Source organism: Pseudomonas sp. R1-1, from assembly GCF_051132135.1.
Classification (GTDB): Bacteria; Pseudomonadota; Gammaproteobacteria; order Pseudomonadales; family Pseudomonadaceae; genus Aquipseudomonas.
The window spans coordinates 2,537,516-2,558,830 of sequence record NZ_CP071663.1; the positions used below are offsets into that span (position 1 = coordinate 2,537,516).

Here is a 21,315-nt window from a genome sequence, read left to right on the forward strand (position 1 = left end):
TGCGTGCAGCTTTTTTCCAGTCTTTACAGCAGGTTATCTCATGCATTTCAGCGAACTGATGGCAGTTATTTCGACCCATGCGATCCGCCTTCAACAGGAAGATGAAGACCTGGTCATCCTGGGCAGTGACGACGCGCTGGACGATGAGCTGTGGGACGGCCTCGCCGCCCACAAGACGCAGTTGCTGGAGCTGGTCGCCCGGCACAACGGTGACTGGTTGAGCCCGGCGTATCGCATCACTCCCGACATGCTGCCGCTGGTGACGCTCGATCAGGCCAGCCTCGACCGCATCGTCGCCGGCGTGCCGGGCGCAGCGGCGAACCTGCAGGACATCTATCCCCTGGCGCCTCTGCAGGAGGGCATGCTCTATCTGCATTTATCGGCAGCGGCGGGCGACCCCTACGTCTCGCAGGCGCGCTTCGCCTTTGCCAGTCGCGAGCGCCTGCAAGCCTTCGCCGATGCGCTGCAATGGATGATCGGCCGTCATGACATTCTGCGCACGGCGTTTGTCTGGGAGCGCCTGGACGAACCGCTGCAAGTGGTCCAGCGCCAGGCGACATTGCATTGCCAGGAATTCGAATTGAGCGCCAGCGGCGATGTGCTCGACCAACTGCTGCAGCGCCACGATCCGCAGCATTTCCGTCTCGATGTGCAGCAGGCGCCGCTGCTGCGCCTGGTGTTTGCTGACGATCCGGCCAATGGCCGCGTGGTTGCCTTGTTGCTGTTCCACCACTTGATCATGGATCACCTGGCGCTGGACATGATCCGCCGCGAAGCGCAAGCCTTTCTGCTCGGGCACAGCGCGCATGTGGCGGCGCCGGTGCCGTATCGCGATCATTTGGCGCGGGCGCGACTGGCCGCGAACGAGTCGGCCCACGAGGCGTTCTTCCGGGAAATGCTCGCCGATATCGACGAGCCGACACTGCCGTGCGGATTGCGCGACGTGCAGGGTGACGGGCACTCGATCGAAGAAGCCTCGCTGATGCTCGACACAGCCCTGAGCCGGCAATTGCGCGAGCAGGCGCGGCAACTCGGGGTGAGCGTGGCCAGTGTCATGCACCTGGCGCTGGCGCGGGTGCTCGGCGAGTTGTCCGGGCGTACGGCGGTGGTGTTCGGCACCGTGCTGCTTGGGCGGATGGCGGCCGGCGAGGGCGGTGAACATGCGCTGGGGATGTTCATCAATACCTTGCCGCTGCGGGTGGATGTCGGCGCCGATGACGTGCGCGCCGGCGTGTTGCTGACCCACCGCCGGCTGACCGCGCTGCTCGGCCATGAGCAAGCCTCGCTGGCGCTGGCCCAGCGCTGCAGCGCCGTGGCGGTGCCGACGCCACTGTTCAGCGCGATCCTCAATTACCGCCACAGCAGCGTCGATGAAGTGGCCGAAGTCGTTGAAATCGCCCCAGGCGTGCAGGTGCTGGGCGCACGCGAACGCACCAACTATCCATTGACCGTTAACATCGATGATCTGGGCGAAGACCTGCGCATCACCGCACTGGCCGAAGCCAGCCTGGGGGCGCAACGCATCGCCGCTTATCTGCAGACCACGCTGCAAGGTCTGGTCGATGCATTGCACGCCTGCGTGCCGGCACCACTGCACAGCATTCGCATTCTGCCGGCGGCCGAGCGCGAACAACGGTTGCACGGCGTCGATACTGCGCGCGCGCATTTTCCCGTCACGCCGTTGATCCACCAGCAGTTCGAAGCTCACGCCCAGGCCCGACCGCACGCCACGGCGTTGCTGTTCGAGGAGCAAACCTTCAGCTACGACGACGTCAATCGCCGCGCCAACCAGGTGGCTCATCACCTGCTGGCACTGGGTGTCCGCCGCGACGACCGTGTGGCGATCTGCGTCGAGCGTGGCCCGCAAATGATCATCGGCCTGCTCGGCGTGCTCAAGGCCGGCGCGGCTTATGTGCCGATCGACCCGGCCTATCCGCAGGAGCGTATCCACTTCACCCTGCAGGACAGCGCGCCGGTGGCGCTGCTGCTGCAAGCCGCGACACGGGATCGAGTCGGCGCGCCGCACGTGCCACTGATCGATCTCGACAGCCAGCCGCTGCGCGCCGAATCCGACAGTAATCCGCAGGTGGCCGGGTTGAGCCCGGCGCATCTGGCTTACGTGATCTACACCTCCGGCTCCACCGGTTTGCCCAAGGGCGTCATGGTCGAACATCGCAACGTGACACGGCTGTTTGGCGCGACTGCGCAGTGGTTTCACTTCAATGAGCGCGACGTCTGGGCGCTGTTTCACTCGTTCGCCTTCGACTTTTCGGTGTGGGAAATCTGGGGCGCGCTGGCGTTCGGCGGGCAACTGCTGCTGGTGCCGCAAGCCATCAGCCGGGCGCCCGATGAGTGCTATGCGTTGCTGTGCCGCAGCGGTGTCACTGTGCTCAACCAGACGCCGAGCGCGTTCCGCCAGTTGATCGCCGCACAGGGCCGCAGTGTGCTGCAGCATTCGTTGCGCGAAGTGATTTTCGGCGGCGAAGCACTGGAACCGGGGCTGCTCAAACCGTGGTATGCCCGAGTCGGCAACGCCGGCACGCGCCTGGTGAACATGTACGGCATCACCGAAACCACCGTGCACGTGACCTATCGGCCGTTGCAGGCTGCCGATGCGCAATTGGTGGGTGTCAGCCCGATTGGCGGGCCAATCCCCGACCTGCACCTGTACGTGCTCAATCCTCACGGCGAACCAGTGCCGGTCGGTGTAACCGGCGAGTTGTACGTGGGGGGAGCGGGGGTAGCACGCGGTTACCTCAACCGTCCAGATCTGACCGCCGAGCGCTTCATTCGTGACCCGTTCAGCCACGCTGCCGACGCGCGCCTGTATAAAACCGGTGACCTGGCGCGCTGGGCCGCCGACGGTAGCCTCGACTACCTGGGGCGCAACGATGATCAAGTGAAGATCCGCGGTTTTCGTATCGAACTCGGCGAGATTCAGGCGCGCCTGTCGGCCTGCACCGGTGTCCGCGACGCGGTGGTGATTGCCCGTGAAGACAGCCCCGGCGAACCGCGCCTGGTCGCGTACTGGACCGCTGATGCAGGTGAGGAACCGAGCGTGGCGCAACTGCGCGAGACACTGCTCGGCGCGCTGGCGGATTACATGGTGCCGAGCGCGTTCGTACGTCTCGAGGCCTTGCCGCTGACCGCCAACGGCAAACTCGACCGCAAGGCCTTACCGGCGCCGGACAGTGATGCGTTTGCGCGAGGCGCATTCGAGCCGCCGCAAGGCGCGGTGGAAAGCCTGATTGCCGAGATCTGGCAAAGCGTGCTCGGCGTCGAACAGGTCGGGCGGCACGATAACTTTTTCGAGCTGGGCGGGCATTCGCTGCTGGCAGTCAAGTTGATCGAACGCATGCGTCAGCACGACTTGCACTGCGATGTGCGGGTGCTGTTCGGGCAGCCGAGCGTGGCGGCGTTGGCGGCCAGTCTCGGCGCGACGCAGGGGCATGCGGCACCGGCCAATCGCATCGAACCCGGCTGCACGGCGATTACCCCCGAGCATTTGCCGTTGGCCGATCTCGATCAGGCCGGCATCGACACAGTGCTGGCCAGCGTGCCGGGCGGTGTCGCCAATGTTCAGGACATCTACGCGCTGGCGCCGCTGCAGGCGGGAATTCTTTATCACCACCTCGCCACCCACAGCGGCGATCCCTACGTGTTGCAGGCGCAGTTCGCCTTCGATGGCCTGGCGCAGATCAAAGGCTTCGTGCGCGCCCTGAACAGCGTGATTGCCCGCCATGACATCCTGCGGACCAGCGTGGTCTGGGAAGGTCTGGAAGAACCGGTGCAAGTGGTCTGGCGCGAGGCGCCGCTGCATCTTCAGCGAATCGATGCCGACGAGCTCAGCGGCGATGTGCTGGAGCAAATGCAGGCACGTTTCGATCCGCGGCACTATCGCCTCGATCTCAAGCATGCGCCGCTGCTGCGGTTTGCCTACACCGAAGACCGCGCCGGGCAGCGCTGGGTTGGCATCCTGCTGATGCATCACATCGTCCTCGACCACACCGCGCTGGAGGTGCTGGTGGCGGAAATGAGCGACCTGCTGCACGGGCGCGCCAACGATCTGCCGCCAGCGGTGCAATACCGCAATTACGTGGCTCAGGCCCGTGCGGGCGTCGATGACCAAGCGCACGCAGATTTTTTCCGCGACATGCTGGGCGACATCAGCGAACCGACGCTGGCGTTCGGTGTGCAGGATGTGCTCGGTGACGGTAGCGCCAGCGTCGACAGCCAATTGCCCCTCGACGCGGGTCTCGGCCGGCGCCTGCGCGAGTTGTCCCGGCATTTGGGGATCAGCATTGCCAGCCTCGTGCATCAGGCCTGGGCGCAAGTGCTGGCGCAGGTTTCCGGCCAGCAGGACGTGGTGTTCGGCACCGTGCTGCTGGGGCGCATGCAGGGCGGCGCGGGCGCGGATCGCGCGTTGGGCATGTTCATCAACACCTTGCCGTTGCGTGTCACGGTCGCCGCTGACTCGGTGCAGGACAGCGTGCGCGCCACCCATCAACGCCTGGCGCAGTTGCTCGGGCACGAGCAGGCTTCACTGGCCTTGGCCCAGCGCTGTAGCGCTGTTGCAGCGACGTCGCCGCTGTTCAGCACGCTGCTCAATTACCGCCACAGCCCGGCGGACACGGCCGCAGTGAAATGGGATGGCATCGACATTCTCTGCTCGCGCGAGCGCAGCAATTATCCGCTGGTGGTCAGCGTCGACGACCTCGGCGACGGTTTTCTCTTGAATGTGCAGGCCGTGCCGCAAGTGGATGGCGCGCGGGTGTGCGATTACTTGCAGACTGCGTTGCACAGTCTGGCGAATGCACTTGAACACTCGCCGCAGATGCCCGCGCAGCAGTTGTCGATTGTCTCGCCGAGCGAACGCCAGCAGGTGTTGTTCGGCTTCAACGCCACCGCGCGGCCATTCCCGCCAGCGCAGACGGTGCAGCGTCTGGTCGAAGCGCAAGCACTGGCCAATCCCCAGGCGTGGGCGGCGGTGCAGGGCGAGTGGCGTCTGAGTTATGCCGAGCTGAATCAGCGCGCCAACCGCCTGGCCCACCACCTGATCGGTCTCGGCGTACAGCCGGATGACCGTGTCGCGGTGTGCCTGCGCCGCAGCCCGCAAATGCTCGTGGCGCTGCTGGCGATTCTCAAGGCCGGCGCGGCTTATGTGCCGGTCGATCCGGCTCATCCGCGCGAGCGCATCGCCTATCTGTTGCAGGACTGCGAGCCGCTGGCGGTACTCGCCGAGACCGCCACCTGCGGCTTGCTCGGCACGGTGCCGCGGATCGATCTGGACAGCGACGGCTGGGCGCATTTGTCCGACGCCAACCCGCAATTGCCGGCGCTGACCCCGGCGCACCTCGCCTATGTCATCTACACCTCCGGTTCCACCGGCCAGCCGAAAGGCGTGATGGTCGAACACCGCACCCTGGAAAACCTGGTGCATTGGCACGCTGAAGCGTTCGACCTGCAGGCTGGCAGCCATACGGCCAGCGTTGCAGGGTTCGGTTTTGACGCCATGGCCTGGGAGGTCTGGCCGGCCTTGTGCGTGGGCGCGACCCTGCACCTGCCACCGGCCTCGATCGGCAATCACCACCTGGATGAGTTGCTCGAGTGGTGGCAGGCGCAGCCGTTGCAGGTGAGCTTTCTGCCGACGCCAGTCGCCGAATATGCGTTCAGCCGCGAACTCGGCCACCCGACCCTGCGCACGCTGTTGATCGGCGGCGACAAGCTCCGGCAGTTGCCGCGTGATCAAACCTTCGAGGTGATCAACAACTACGGACCGACCGAAGCCACGGTGGTGGCAACGTCGGGTCGCATCGAGTCCGGGCAGGTGTTGCACATCGGTCGACCGATCGCCAATGGCAAAGTCTATCTGCTCGACAGTCAGCAACAACCGGTGCCCGTCGGTGTTCTGGGCGAACTGTATGTTGGCGGCGCCGGCGTCGCGCGCGGCTATCTGAATCGCCCGGCATTGACCGCCGAGATGTTCCTCGATGACCCGTTCAGCGATCAACCGCACGCGCGTATGTACCGCACCGGTGACCTCGCCCGTTGGCGCACAGACGGCACGCTCGAGTACCTGGGACGCAATGACGATCAGGTCAAACTGCGCGGCGTGCGCATCGAGCCGGGGGAAATCGAAGCCGCGCTGCGCGCGCATAGCGCCGTGCAAGACGCGGTGGTGCTGGTGCGTGACGGGCGCTTGCTGACCTGGTTCAGCGAACGCAGCGCCGTAGATATTGCCGACTTGCGTCGGCACTTGCAGAGCCGATTGCCGGAGGCGCTGATTCCTGCCGCTTACGTGCGCGTCGAGGCGATGCCGCTGACCGCCAACGGCAAGCTTGACCGCAAAGCCTTGCCGCAGCCGGATCACAGCGCCTGGCTCAGCCATGAATACGCCGCGCCGCACGGTCCGCTGGAACAGGCGCTGGCGCAGATCTGGAGCGATCTGCTCAAGGTCGAGCAGGTCGGCCGTCACGACAATTTCTTTGAGCTTGGCGGGCATTCGCTGCTTGCCGTGAGCCTGATCGAACGTCTGCGCCAGCTCGGGCTGAGTGCCGATGTCCGCGTGCTGTTCAGCCAGCCGACCCTCGCCGCACTGGCGGCTGCGCTGGGCAGCGGTCGCGAAGTCGAGGTGCCGGACAATCGCATTGCCGCCGACTGCGGCCACATCAGCGCCGACATGTTGAGCCTCAGCGAACTGGATCAGGCCAGTGTCGAACGCATCGTCGCCACGGTGCCGGGCGGCGCGGCCAACGTGCAGGATATCTATCCGCTGGCGCCGTTGCAGGAAGGCATTCTTTATCACCACCTCAGCGCCGGCCAGGGCGATCCGTATCTGCTGCAATCGAGTCTGGCGTTTGCCGACATTGACCGCCTGTACGCCTTCGTCCACGCCCTGCAAGGCGTCATCGAGCGCCACGACATTCTGCGCACCAGCGTGGTCTGGGAAGGGTTGCCGAGTCCGCAGCAAGTGGTCTGGCGGCGTGCGCCATTAGCGGTTGACGGCGTGGCGCTGGACCCGGCAGACGGCGACGTGCTCGCCCAGTTGCGAGCGCGTTTTGCTGCCCGCCAATGGCGCCTCGACCTCGGCCAGGCGCCGTTGATGCGTCTGGTGTATGCCGCCGATCCCGTGCACAAGCGCGTCGTCGCCATGCTGCTGTTCCATCACATCGCCCTCGATCACACCGCGCTTGCGGTGGTGCGTCAGGAAATGCAGGCCAGTCTGCTCGGTGCCATTGAGCCGCTGCCGGCAGCCGCGCCGTACCGCAATTACGTGGCGCAGGCCCGCCACGGCATCAGCGAGCAGGAACACGAAACGTTCTTTTCAGAGATGCTCGGCGACATCGACGAGCCGACCTTGCCGTTCGGACTGCGCGAAGTCGAAGGTGAGGGCGACGACATCGAGGCGTTTGTCAGCGGATTGCCAGTGGAGTTGAGCCAGCGCTTGCGAGCGCAGGCGCGCCGCTTCGGGGTCAGCGCCGCCAGTCTGTTCCATCTCGCCTGGGCGCAGGTGCTGGCGGCCACGGCCGGGCAGTCGAACGTAGTGTTCGGCACGGTGTTGCTCGGTCGTATGCAGGGCGGTGCCGGCGCTGATCGTGCGCTGGGCATGTTCATCAATACCTTGCCATTGCGCGTCGATGTCGCCGAGGCCAGTGTCGGTGCAGCGCTGCGCGGTGTGCACCAGCGGCTGGCTGCGCTGCTCGGTCACGAACACGCGTCACTGGCGCTGGCGCAGCGCTGCAGTGCGGTGGCTGCGCCGTCGCCGCTGTTCAGCTCAGTGCTCAATTATCGTCACAGCGCGGCGGGTCATTGCGACGAGGCAGCGTGGCAGGGGATCGAATTTCTCGCTCACGATGGGCGCAGCCATTATCCGCTGACGCTGAGCATCAACGATCTTGGCGAAGGCTTCGATCTGTCGATGCTGACACCCGCCGAAGTCGGCGCGCAACGGGTCTGCGACTTGATGCACAGCACGCTGGCGGCGCTGGTGTCAGCGCTGGAGCAAAATCCCGAACAGGCGCTGAATCGCCTGGCGATCCTGCCGCCGTCAGAGCGCGAGCGAGTACTCAGCCAGTTCAACGCCAGCGCCAGGGCATTCCCGCCTGCGCAAACCGTGCACCGCCTCTTCGAAGCGCAGGCCTTGCTCAATCCGCAGGCAGTGGCGGTGCAAGCAGGTGTGCAACAGCTGACCTACGCGCAGCTCAATCAACAGGCCAATCGCCTCGCGCATTATCTGATCGAGTTGGGCGTGCGGCCCGACGCGCGCGTGGCGGTTTCCACCCGGCGCGGACCGCACATGCTGCTGGCGATGCTGGCGGTGCTCAAGGCCGGCGCAGCCTATGTGCCGATCGACCCGGCGCATCCGGCCGAGCGCATCGCTTACCTGCTGGCCGACAGTGCGCCGCTGGCGTTGCTGGTGTCCGGTGTGGAACCGGGCGCGGTGAACGTGCCGGTGATCGATCTTGGCGACGAGCGCTGGCAGGACTTGCCCGAGCAGAATCCGCAAGTGGCCGGTTTGACCGCGAGCAATCTGGCCTATGTGATTTACACCTCCGGCTCCACCGGCCAGCCAAAAGGCGTGATGGTCGAACACCAGAGTCTGGAAAACCTCGTGCACTGGCACGCGCAAGCGTTCGACCTGCACGCCGGCAGCCATACCGCGAGCGTTGCCGGGTTCGGCTTTGATGCCATGGCCTGGGAGGTCTGGCCGACCTTGTGTGTCGGCGCGACCCTGCACTTGCCGCCGGCGTCGATCGGCAATGAACACCTCGACGAATTACTTGAATGGTGGCAGGCGCAGCCGTTGCAGGTGAGCTTCCTGCCGACGCCGGTGGCCGAATACGCGTTCAGCCGCGAGTTGGGCCATCCGACCTTGCGTACGCTGTTGATTGGCGGCGACAAGCTCCGGCAGTTCCCGCGGGATCAGACCTTCGAGGTGATCAACAACTACGGACCGACCGAAGCCACGGTGGTGGCGACCTCGGGTCGCATCGAGGCGGGGCAGGCGTTGCACATCGGTCGACCCATCGCCAATGCCAGGGTGTATGTCCTCGATGGCCAACAGAAACTTCTGTCAGTGGGCGGCACAGGCGAGCTGTACGTCGCCGGCGCAGGCGTGGCCAGGGGTTATCTGAACCGCGATGAATTGACCGCCGAGCGCTTTGTTGCTGACCCGTTCAGCACTGAACCAGACGCGCGCATGTATCGCACCGGCGACCTTGTGCGCTGGCGTGCCGACGGCACGCTGGAGTATCTGGGGCGCAACGATGATCAGGTCAAACTGCGCGGCGTGCGGGTGGAACCTGGCGAAATCGAAGCCGCGCTGGCCAGTCATCCGGCGCTGCAGGACGCCGTGGCACAGGTGCGCGACGGTCAGTTGCTGGCGTGGTTCACCGCGCGCGGTGCAGTGGAGATCGACGACTTGCGCCAGCACCTGCAGACGCGCTTGCCGCAGGCCTTGCTGCCGGCGGCCTACGTGCGCCTCGACGCGTTGCCGTTGACCACCAATGGCAAACTCGACCGCAAGGCCTTGCCGGAACCGGATCAAAGCGCCTGGCTCAGCCGTCAGTACCAGGCGCCGCAAGGCCCGGTGGAAACCGCGCTGGCGCAGATCTGGCGCGAAGTGCTCAAGGTCGAACAGGTCGGCCGGCACGACAACTTCTTCGAACTGGGCGGGCACTCGTTATTGGCGGTCAGCGTCATCGAACGCATGCGCCAGATTGATCTGAGCACCGACGTGCGCGTGCTGTTCAGCCAGCCGACCATGGCGGCGCTGGCGGCGGCGGTCGGTAGCGGCCGCGAGATCGAGGTGCCGGCCAACGGCATTGCCGCAGACTGCGCATACATCACGCCGAGCATGCTCAGCCTGCTCGAACTGGACCAGGCCAGCATCGAACGCATCGTCGCCACGGTGCCGGGCGGCGCGGCCAACGTGCAGGATATTTACCCGCTGGCGCCATTGCAGGAAGGCATTCTTTATCATCACATCACGGCCGGGCAACACGACCCGTACGTGCTGCATTCGCGACTGATGTTCGCCAGTGTCGAGCGGGTCGAGGCCTTCGCCAGCGCGTTGCGTCAGGTCATGGCGCGCCACGATATCCTGCGCACGGCGATCGTCTGGCAGGGCCTGGCTGCGCCGGTGCAGGTGGTGTGGCGCGAGGCGCAATTGCCAGTGGAGGAGGTCGCGTTCGAGCAACTGTCGACGCGCTCGCTGGATCTCGCTCAGGCGCCGCTGATCCGCTTGTTGCATGCGCGCGATCCGGGCACCGGGCAAGTGGCTGGCCTGCTGTTGTTCCACCACATCGCTCTTGATCACACGGCGCTCGAAGTGGTGCGCGAAGAAATGCAGATCAGCCTCGCTGGCGAACAGCGTTCGCTGCCGCCGGCGGCGCCGTACCGCAACTACGTGGCACAGGCGCGGCTGGGCATCAGTGAGACGGAGCACGAAGGGTTCTTCCGCAACATGCTCGGTGATGTCGATGAGCCGACGCTGCCGTTCGGCTTGCAGGAGGTCAACGCTGCGGCGGGGACTTACGAGAAGCCGCGCTGGCACTGCCCGATGCCCTGGCACAGCGCCTGCGCCGCCAGGCACGACAGCTGGGCATCAGCGTCGCCAGCGTGTTTCATCTGGCGTGGGCGCAGGTGCTGGGCGCCACTTCCGGGCAGGAGCGGGTGGTGTTCGGCACGGTGCTGATGGGCCGCATGCAGGGCGGGGCAGGGGCGGATCGCGGGCTGGGGATGTTCATCAATACCCTGCCGCTGCGCGTCGATCTCGGCGCGCAACCGGTGCGCGCCGCGCTGGCGGCCACCCATGGGCGGCTCACCGGCCTGCTGGCGCATGAGCATGCCTCGCTGGCTCTGGCCCAGCGTTGCAGCCGGATCGCTGCACCGGCGCCGTTGTTCAGTGCGATGCTCAACTACCGGCATGGCAGCGCGACGCCTGCGCAGGCGCATCCCGCGTGGCACGGCATCGAAACCCTGCACAGCGAGGAGCGCACCAATTATCCGCTGAGCCTCAACGTCGACGATCTCGGTACAGATTTCAGGCTCACCGCGATCACCTCCGCCGAGGTCGGTGCGTTGCGCATCTGCAGCTACATGGAGACGGCGTTGCAGACACTGGTCGAGGCGTTGGAGCAGACGCCGCAGCAACCGATCGAGCAGCTGTCGGTGTTGCCGCAGGCCGAGCATCAGCGCTTGCTGTTCGACTTCAACGCGACGGCGGTCGATTACGACTTGCAGCAAACCCTGCACGGGCTGTTCGAAGCGCAAGTGCTGCGCACCCCGCACGCCGTCGCGGTGCAGATCGACGCTCAATGCCTGAGTTTTCACCAGCTCAACGAGCGCGCCAACCGCCTCGCCCATCACCTGATCGGGCTCGGCGTGCAGGCGGATTCGCGGGTGGCGATCTGCGTCGAGCGCAGTCTCGCCATGGTCGTTGGCCTGCTGGCAATTCTCAAGGCGGGTGGCGCGTATGTGCCGCTGGACCCGGACTACCCGGCCGAACGCATCGCCTGCATGCTTGCCGACAGTGCGCCGGTGGCGCTGCTGGTGCAGGGCAGCACGGCCGCGCGGGCCGGCGCACTGGCGGTGCCGGTGATCGATCTGGACGAGGAAATCTGGCGCGACATGCCGGCGGACAATCCGCCATGCGAGCGCCTGACGTCGGCGCATCTGGCCTACGTGATCTACACCTCCGGCTCTACCGGTCAGCCCAAGGGTGTGGCCAACGAGCACGGTGCGGTGGTCAACCGTTTGCTGTGGATGCAGGACGCCTATGCATTGACGGCGGCGGATACCGTGTTGCAGAAGACCCCGTTCAGTTTCGACGTGTCGGTGTGGGAATTCTTCTGGCCGCTGATGACCGGCGCGCGCCTGTTGCTGGCCCGCCCCGGCGGGCACAAGGAGCCGGCGTACCTGAGCGCGCTGATCGAGCGCGAACAGGTCAGCACTGTGCATTTTGTGCCATCGATGCTCGACGTGTTTCTTGCCCACGGCCAGACCGAACGCTGTGCCGGCTTGCGCCAGGTGATGTGCAGCGGCGAGGCGTTGCCCGGCAGTCTGGTGCGGCGTTTCAAACAGCAATTGCCGGCCAGCCAGTTGCACAACCTGTACGGCCCGACCGAAGCGGCGGTGGACGTCACCGCGTGGCATTGCGCCGGGCCGTTGCAGGACGCGCCGGACAATACGCCGATCGGCAAGCCGATCGCCAATACGCGGATGTACATCCTCGACGCGCAGCAACAACCGGTGCCGCAAGGTGTGCTCGGCGAGCTGTACATCGGTGGCGTACAGGTCGCGCGCGGCTATCTGAACCGCGCCGAACTGAGTGCCGAACGCTTCCTGCGTGACCCGTTCAGCCCGCAGGCGCAAGCGCGCATGTACCGCACCGGCGATATCGCTCGTTATCGTGCCGACGGCAATATCGAATACCTGGGCCGTAACGACGACCAAGTGAAGATTCGCGGCCTGCGCATCGAGCTGGGGGAAATCCAGGCGAGCCTGACCCGGATCGACGGCGTGCAGGAAGCGGCGGTGCTGGCCCGCGAAGACGTGCCGGGGGACAAGCGCCTGGTGGCCTATTACACCGGTGCGCGGCTGGACATCGACATCCTGCGCGCCGCTTTACTGCACGGCTTGCCCGACTACATGGTCCCGGCGACCTACGTCCACCTCGACCGTCTGCCGCTGAGCCCCAACGGCAAACTCGACCGCAAGGCGCTGCCCGCGCCGAATCAGGATGCGCTGGTCAGCCGACCTTACGAGGCGCCGATCGGCGAGGTGGAAATCACCCTGGCGCGGCTGTGGTGCGAATTGCTCAATGTCGAACGGGTCGGCCGTCACGACCACTTTTTCGAGCTGGGCGGGCACTCGCTGCTGGCGGTGAGTCTGGTCGGCCGGCTGCAGCAGCAAGGCATGGAGGCTGACGTGCGGGCGTTGTTCGAACACCCGACGCTGGCCGGTTACGCAGCAATCACGGAAAGAATGGAGATCGTCCTGTGAGCCTGAATCCCTTGTTGGCAACCCTTAAAGCCCGCGACATCCAATTGACCGTTACGGACGACCAGTTGCGCGTCAATGGCAACAAGCAGGCGCTTGGCGATCCGGCGCTGCTGGCGTCGTTGCGTGAGCACAAGGCGGCACTGATCGAGCTGATCAAGGCCGGCGGGTACTCCGCCGCCCGCGTCGGTCAAGTCGAGGTGCCGGCCAATGGTATTGCGCCTGGTTGCACCCGGATCACCCCGGCGATGCTGACCCTGACGCAGCTGAGCCAGGACGCTATCGACCAACTGCTCGAAGGCATCCCCGGCGGCGCAGCTAACGTGCAGGACATCTATCCGCTGACGCCGTTGCAGGAAGGCATTCTCTATCATCACGTCAGCGCGCAGCACGGCGATCCCTATGTCATGCAGGCGCATTTCGCCTTCAGCGACGCGGTGCGTTTGCAGGCATTCGTCGACGCCTTGCAAACGGTCATCGATCGTCACGACATTCTGCGCACGGCGGTGGTCTGGGAAGGCCTCGACACGCCGCTGCAAGTGGTCCTGCGCGATGCCCGCCTGCCGCTCGAAGAACTGCTGCTGGAGGCTGAGGGCGGCGATGCGCTGAGCCAACTGCACGAACGCTTCGACGCCCGCCAGTTCCGCCTCGACGTGACGCGCGCGCCGCTGTTGCGCCTGGCGCATGCCTGGGACGCACGCGAGCAACGCATCGTCGCGATGCTGCTGTTCCATCACATGGCGATGGACCACTCGGCACTGGCGGTGGTCAGCGAGGAATTGCAGGCCTGCCTGTGCGGACAGGCCGCGCGGCTGGGCGCGCCTGTACCGTTTCGCAATTACGTGGCGCAGGCACGCCTGGGCATCAGCGAGGCGCAACACGAAGGGTTTTTTCGCGAGATGCTCGCCGACATCGACCAACCGACCTTGCCCTATGGCCTGCAAGGTGTGCACGGCGATGGCAGCGATATTGTCGAATTCAGCCAGGCGCTCGACCCGCCACTTGAGCGCCGCTTGCGCGCACAGGCGCGGCGCCAGGGCGTCAGCGTCGCGAGCTTGTTTCACCTCGGTTGGGGCCAGGTGCTGAGTGCCCTGACCGGGCAATCGAGCGTGGTTTTCGGCACCGTGTTGATGGGGCGCATGCACAACGCCGAAGGCACCGAACGCGCGCTGGGCATCTTCATCAACACCTTGCCGCTGCGGGTCGACATCGCCGCGCTGGCCGTCGCTGAAGCGATCAAGGCCACCCACGCCCGGCTGACCACGCTGATGCGCCACGAACACGCGCCGCTGGCGTTGGCGCAGCGATGCAGTGGTGTGGTCGCCTCATCGCCGTTGTTCAGCACGCTGCTCAACTATCGCCACAGCGCCTCGAGCGCCAACGCCAGCGCCGAAGCACTCGCCGCCTGGGAGGGCATCAGTGTGCTGCGCTCGGAAGAACGCACCAATTATCCGCTGACCCTGAGCATTGACGACTTCGGCGAGCGCTTCAGCCTGACGTTGCTGGCCACTCGCGCCGTCGGCGGTCAGCGTCTGTGCGCCTATCTGTTGTGTGCGATCGAGCAATTGCTGTCGGCACTCGAACAGGCGCCGCAGACGCCGCTGAATCAGTTGTCAGTGCTGCCGACCGCCGAGCGCGAGCAACTGTTGCGCGGGTTCAATGCCAGCCAGGTCGCTTACCCGCCAGCGCAGCCTATACATCAGCGGTTCGAAGCGCAGGTGCTGGCGCGTCCGGATGCGCTGGCCGCGGTGCACATGGGCGAGTCGCTGACCTTTGCCGAGCTGAACCACAAGGCCAATGCGCTGGCCCACCAGTTGCTCGATCTGGGCGTGCAACCTGATGATCGTGTCGCCATCGTCGCCCGCCGCGGTCTGCAAGCGCTGACCGGTTTGCTGGCGATCCTCAAGGCCGGCGCCGCTTACGTACCGGTCGATCCAGCGCACCCGGCCGAACGCCTGCTGCATTTGCTGCGCGACAGTGCGCCGGTGGCGGTGTTGACCAGCGCTGATCTGCGTGAACGCCTGCCGAGGCTGGCGGTGCCGGTGCTCAATCTCGACCCGCGCACCTGGCCGCTGGGCATCACCGGCAACCCGCACCTGCCGAATCTGCAGGCGAGCCATCTGGCCTACGTGATCTACACCTCTGGCTCGACCGGTTTGCCCAAGGGCGTGATGGTCGAACATGGCACGCTGTCAAACCTGGTCGACTGGCACTGCGCGGCCTTCGACCTGTTTGCCGGCCGTCACACCTCGAGCCTCGCGGGTTTCGGCTTCGACGCCATGGCCTGGGAAATCTGGCCGGCGTTGTGCGCGGGCGCCACGCTACACATCGCCCAGGCGCATGACGGCAGCGAAGACATCGACGCGTTGCTCGACTGGTGGCGCGCGCAGCCGCTGGACGTGAGTTTCCTGCCCACGCCTGTGGCCGAATACGCCTTTAGCCAACACCTGGAACACCCGACCTTGCGCACGCTGCTGATCGGCGGCGACCGTTTGCGGCAGTTCTCGCGCAACCAGCGTTTCGACGTGATCAACAATTACGGCCCGACCGAAACCACGGTGGTCGCGACCTCCGGGCGCATCGACAGCGATGACGCGTTGCACATCGGTAAACCGGTGAGCAATGCCACGGTGTATCTGCTCGATGAGCAACAACGCCCCGTACCGATTGGTGCGGTCGGCGAGCTGTACATCGGCGGCAGTGGGGTGGCCAGAGGTTACTTGAACCAGCCGCAGCTGACGGCCGAACGCTTCCTGCGCGATCCGTTCAGCAATACCGCGCAGGCGCGCATGTACCGCTCCGGCGACCTCGCGCGCTGGCGCAGCGACGGTACCCTCGAATACCTGGGGCGCAATGACGATCAGGTGAAAATTCGCGGCGTGCGCATCGAACCGGGGGAGATCGAGCATCGCCTCAATCAGTTGCCGGGGATTCAGGAGGCGGTCGTGCTGGCGCGCGAAGATCAGCCGGGACAGCCGCGGCTGGTGGCGTATTTCACCGAGCAGGCGCAGGTGCAGGCGTTGGCCGTTGGGGAATTGCGCGCGTTGTTGCTGACGCAGTTGCCGGAATACATGGTGCCGTCTGCCTTCGTCAAACTCGACGGATTACCGCTGACCGCCAACGGCAAACTCGACCGCAAGGCCTTGCCCAAGCCTGAGCGCTCGGCCGTGTTCACCCGTGAATACGCCGCGCCGCAAGGCGAAGTGGAAATCGCCCTGGCCGACATCTGGGCCGATGTGCTGCAGGTCGAGCGGGTAGGGCGCGAAGACCATTTCTTCGAACTGGGCGGGCATTCGCTGCTGGCGATGCGCATGGTTGCTCAGGTCCGGCAGCGACTCGGCGTCGAGCTGGTGCTCAGCGATCTGTTTGCCAACGCCGAACTGGCAGCGGTGGCGCAGGTATTGACCGAAGCCGGACGCTGCACGCAACCGCCGATCCTGCCGGCGCCCCGTGAAACAGCATTGCCGCTGTCGTTTTCGCAGCAGCGCTTCTGGTTTCTGGCGCAGATGGAGGGCGCCAACACTGCTTACAACATCCCGATTGCCCTGCGCTTGCGCGGTGCCCTGGACGACGATGCCCTGCAACGCGCGCTGGCCCGTATCGTCGCGCGCCACGAGACGCTGCGCAGTCGTTTCGCACCGCTCGCTGGCGACGCTCAGGTGTTGATCGCGCCGGTCGACAGCGGCCTGCTGTTGCGGGTCGAGGATCTGCGCCAGCACCCACAGGCGGAGGAGGCGTTGCAGGCGCTGATTCAGGGCGAGGCTTCGGGGCCGTTCGACCTGCTTGACGACCCGCTGATTCGCGGACGTCTGGTAAGGCTGGCCGATGATCATCATGTGCTGCTGCTGACGTTGCACCACATCATCTCCGACGGTTGGTCGATGGGCGTGCTGACCCGCGAACTGATGGCGCTGTACCGGGCTTTCAGTCAGGGCGAAGACGATCCGTTGCCGGCGCTGACCCTGCAATACGGTGACTACGCGGTGTGGCAGCGGCGCTGGTTGAGCGGCGAGGTGTTGCAGCGCCAAAGCGAATACTGGCAACGCACCCTGTGCGAAGTGCCGGCCTTGCTGACCTTGCCGACGGACCGGCCGCGACCGGCGCAGCAGGACTACGCCGGCAGCAGCATTGCGCTGCAACTGGACGATCGTCTGAGCGCCGGGCTCAAGGCCTTGAGTCAGCGCCACGGGGTGACGTTGTACATGACCTTGCTCAGTGCCTGGGCGTTGCTGCTCGGGCGTTTGGCCGGGCAGACCGACGTGGTCATCGGTTCGCCGGTGGCCAACCGCAATCGGGCGGAAGTCGAGGGCATGATCGGCCTGTTCGTCAACACTCTGGCCCTGCGTATCGACACCTCTGGCGAGCTGACCGGCGAAGCGCTGCTGGCGCGGGTCAAGACCCTGACCTTGCAGGCTCAGGCGCATCAGGACCTGCCGTTCGAGCAAGTGGTGGAGCTGACCCGGCCGGTGCGCAGCCTGGCGCACAGTCCGCTGTTCCAGACCATGTTCAACTGGCGCAACAGCGACGGCCCGGCACTGGCCCTGGGTGAGCTGACCCTTGAGGCGGTGGCCGAGCCGAGCCACTTTGCCAAGTTCGACCTGACCTTGACCCTCGGCGACACCGGCGCAGGCATCGGCGGCTGGCTGGAATACGCCACGGCACTGTTCGATGAAACCACGGTGCAGCGGTTTGCCGGTTACCTGCAGCAACTGCTACAGGCCATGGTCAGCAACGATCAGGCGCCGCTCGCCCAGGTGCCATTGATAACGGATGAAGAGCGCCAGCGTTTGCTGGTGGATTTCAACGACACCGCACGGGAATACCCGCACAACCACACCGTGCAGCATCTGTTCGAAACATTGGTCGTGCAACAACCCGACGCCGTCGCAGCGCTGCATGGCGAGCAGACCCTGAGTTATGCCGAGTTGAACCGTCGGGCCAATCGGCTGGCGCATCATTTGCTCAGCGAAGGGGTAAAACCTGGCGACGCGGTGGCGATCTTGTTACCGCGTTCGCTGGACCTGCTGATCGCGCAACTGGCGATCGGCAAGTGCGCGGCGGCGTGGGTGCCGCTGGATGTTCACGCACCGAGCGAGCGCCAGGCGTTCATGATCGAGGATTGCCAGGCCGCCGCGCTGCTGACGCACAGCACCACCACGCTGACCTTTGCCGCACGGCGCATCGATCTTGATCGGCTGCCGCTCGAGGCTCAGCCCAGCCATAACCCGGATCTGCCGCAGTCGGCCGAGTCGCTGGCATACATCATGTACACCTCGGGCTCCACCGGCATGCCGAAAGGCGTCATGGTCCCGCATCGGGCGATCACGCGGCTGGTGATCAATAACGGCTACGCCGATTTCAATCGCCAGGATTGCGTTGCGTTTGCCTCCAATCCGGCGTTCGATGCCAGCACCATGGACGTCTGGGGCGCGCTGCTCAACGGCGCGCGGGTGGCGATCATCGATCACGCGACGTTGCTCGACCCGCAGGCGTTCGGCGCCGAACTCAAGCGCAGCGGCGCGAGCATCCTGTTCGTCACCACCGCACTGTTCAACCAGTATGTGCAGCTGATTCCCGACGCCCTGAAGGGCTTGCGCATCCTGCTCTGCGGCGGCGAGCGCGGCGATCCGGCGGCGTTTCGCACGTTGCGCGCCGTGGCGCCGGATGTGCGTCTGGTGCATTGCTATGGCCCGACGGAAACCACCACTTACGCCACTACGTTTGCCGTGCAGAATGTCGCCGAAGAGGCCGACAGCGTGTCGATCGGCGGGCCGATCTCCAACACCCAGGTGTATGTGCTCGACGCCTTCCAGCAACCGGTCCCGTTCGGCGTGACCGGTGAGTTGTACATCGGCGGGCAGGGCGTTGCCCTGGGCTACTTGAATCGGCCCGAGCTGACCGCAGAGAAATTTCTCCCGGACCCGTTCAGCGGCAGGCCCGACGCGGTGATGTACCGCACCGGCGATCTGGTGCGCTGGCTGGCGCCGGGGCAGCTTGAGTGCATCGGTCGCAATGACGACCAGGTGAAAATCCGCGGCTTCCGCATTGAGCTGGGCGAGATCGAAAACCGCCTGCTCAGCTGTCCCGGGGTCAGGGAAGCCGTGGTCCTGGCGCGGCGTGACGGCGCGCAGACTACCCGTCTGGTGGCCTATTTCAGCGCTGACGATGCCGAACTGCACAGCGCCACCTTGCGCGCGTTGTTACAGGCACGGTTACCGGAATACATGGTGCCTTCGGCGTGGGTGCGGCTGGAGAATCTGCCGCTGAACAATAATGGCAAGGTCGATCGCAAGGCCTTGCCGGAGCCGACCCAGGAGGCTTTGCTCAACCGCGTGTACGAGGCGCCGGGCAACGCACTGGAAAGCCGTCTCGCCGGATTGTGGAGCGAAATCCTCCAGATCGACCGGGTCGGTCGCCACGACAACTTCTTCGAACTGGGCGGGCATTCGTTGCTGGCGGTGCGGCTGGTCAGCCAGATGCAGCAGGCCAATCTGCCGATGACCCTTGCCGAGCTGTTCCAGCACCCGAGCATTGAGGCGATGGCTGCGCTGCTCGCTGAGCGTGACGGGATCAGCGAGGCGGAACCGGGGCTCATCGTGGTCCGCGCGGGCAGTCAAGGTACGCCGCTGTTTCTGGTGCATGAATTCAGCGGTCGCGATGTGTATTTCCCGGCGCTGGGCCGCCATATCGAGGGTGATTTCCCGATCTACGGTCTGCCCGGTATCGAGTTCGGCCAGGCGCAATTGCGCACCCTCGAATGCCTGGCGACACGCATGGCCGGGATCATTCGCGACAGACAACCTCAGGGGCCGTATCGATTGGCTGGCTGGTCGTTCGGCGGTGTACTGGCTTACGAAGTCGCGCAGCAATTGCTGGGGCAGGACGAAGTGGTCGAGTTCATCGGCCTGATCGACAGCTACGTGCCGCGTCTGGCCGATCCGCACAAGGCACGCTGGAACGATGCCCACGTGCACAAGCGTCAGTTGCTCCTGCATTGCACTGCGCACTGGCTGGGCCTTGGCGAAGATGGCCAGCGCGGATTGACGGCATTGGCAGCGTTGCAAAGCGAGCTTGAGGCGCGCTCGTTCGCCGAACTGCTGGAGCGCTGCCAGCAGCAGCAATTGCTCCATCCGGAGCTGGCAACAGCCTCGGCAGCCGATACCTGGCATTACCTTGATCGCGAGGTTGCCCACGGGCATGCGCTGGCGCATTACCGGGTCAGTCCGCTGCCGGTGCCGCTGCATGTGTTTCGCGCGCAGCAACGTTCGGCGGCGATGGCGCAGCTCAGCCCGACCCTCGGCTGGGCCGAAGAATTGCCCAATGCCGAGTTGCGTTGCATCGACGTGCCCGGCGATCACCAGAACATGATGAAAGCTCCGCATATTCAAGCGCTGGGTCAGGCGCTCAGCCAGGCACTGGTGCAAGCAAAGGCGCCGACATTGCCGGTCTATCAACCGCTGTTGACCATCCAGACTGGCGACAGTACAAGGGCGCCGATCTTCTGCGTGCCGGGTGCCGGCGACAGTGTTACCGGCTTCATTCAGCTGACCGAAGCCCTCGGCCCCGAGTGGCCGGTTCATGGTCTGCAACCGCGCGGGCTCGACGGCGACGCGGTGCCGCACAGTCAGGTCGAGGCGGCGGCGCGCTGTTACCGGCAGGCGATCGAGCAGCTCTGTCCGCAAGGCCCTGTGCACCTGCTCGGGCACTCCTTCGGTGGCTGGGTGGCGCACGCCCTGGCCGCGCAATTGCAGGCCGAGGGGCGCGAAGTGGCGTCGCTCACGCTGATTGACAGCGAATCACCCGGCGGCAACGGCGTGATCGGCAAACCCTACACCGCAACCGCGGCGTTACAGCGGCTGATCGAGGCGCTGCAACTGTCGGCCGGCGCCTCACTGGGCATCGATGCCGAGGTGTTCGCCGCGGCCGATGACGCCACGCAACTACGTCTGCTGCACGAGGGCATGGTGCGTGCGGGCGTGCTGTCGGCGCGATCTGCGCCGCAGTCTTTGCTCGGCTCGACGCGCACGTTCGCCAGTGCCTTGCGCACGGTGTATCAACCGCGTCAGCGCTACAGCGGCCCGGTGCGGTTGGCGCTGGTGGACGATCCGACGCTCGATGCGGCGGGCAATCAGCGCGAGCAAGCGGCGATGGTTGAAGGCTGGCGCCGCGAGGTCGCGGATCTGACGGTGTGGTACGGGCCGGGCAACCATTTCACCTTGCTCAAGGCGCCCAACGTGTTCAGTTTCGCCGCGTGGTGGCACGAGGGTCACAAGCAACCGGCCAAGGCAATGTTCTCCTGATTGATGTGTACGT

Annotated in this window: 3 protein-coding genes; all 3 read left to right on the forward strand. The window is 65.4% G+C overall.

Annotated features, from left to right (window positions below):
* Nucleotides 1-40 precede the first annotated feature (40 nt).
* Genes J3P75_RS11560 through J3P75_RS11570 form a run of 3 tightly spaced genes read left to right on the forward strand, consistent with a single transcriptional unit; the run spans nucleotide 41 to nucleotide 21,302 of the window.
* On the forward strand, nucleotides 41-10,696 hold the full coding sequence (locus J3P75_RS11560; RefSeq protein ID WP_434710532.1) for an amino acid adenylation domain-containing protein: 10,656 nt from the start codon (nucleotides 41-43) through the stop codon (nucleotides 10,694-10,696).
* Nucleotides 10,606-13,005, forward strand: a complete 2,400-nt coding sequence (locus J3P75_RS11565) for a non-ribosomal peptide synthetase (protein ID WP_434711269.1) — start codon at nucleotides 10,606-10,608, stop codon at nucleotides 13,003-13,005. Before J3P75_RS11560 ends, J3P75_RS11565 begins: the two co-directional genes overlap by 91 nt.
* Nucleotides 13,002-21,302, forward strand: a complete 8,301-nt coding sequence (locus tag J3P75_RS11570; RefSeq protein ID WP_434710534.1) for an amino acid adenylation domain-containing protein — start codon at nucleotides 13,002-13,004, stop codon at nucleotides 21,300-21,302. Before J3P75_RS11565 ends, J3P75_RS11570 begins: the two co-directional genes overlap by 4 nt.
* Nucleotides 21,303-21,315 lie beyond the last annotated feature (13 nt).

Excerpts from the sequence above, each read along its gene's own strand:
- J3P75_RS11560 (WP_434710532.1), top strand. The coding sequence starts at position 41 with ATGCATTTCAGCGAACTGATGGCAGTTATTTCGACCCATGCGATCCGC.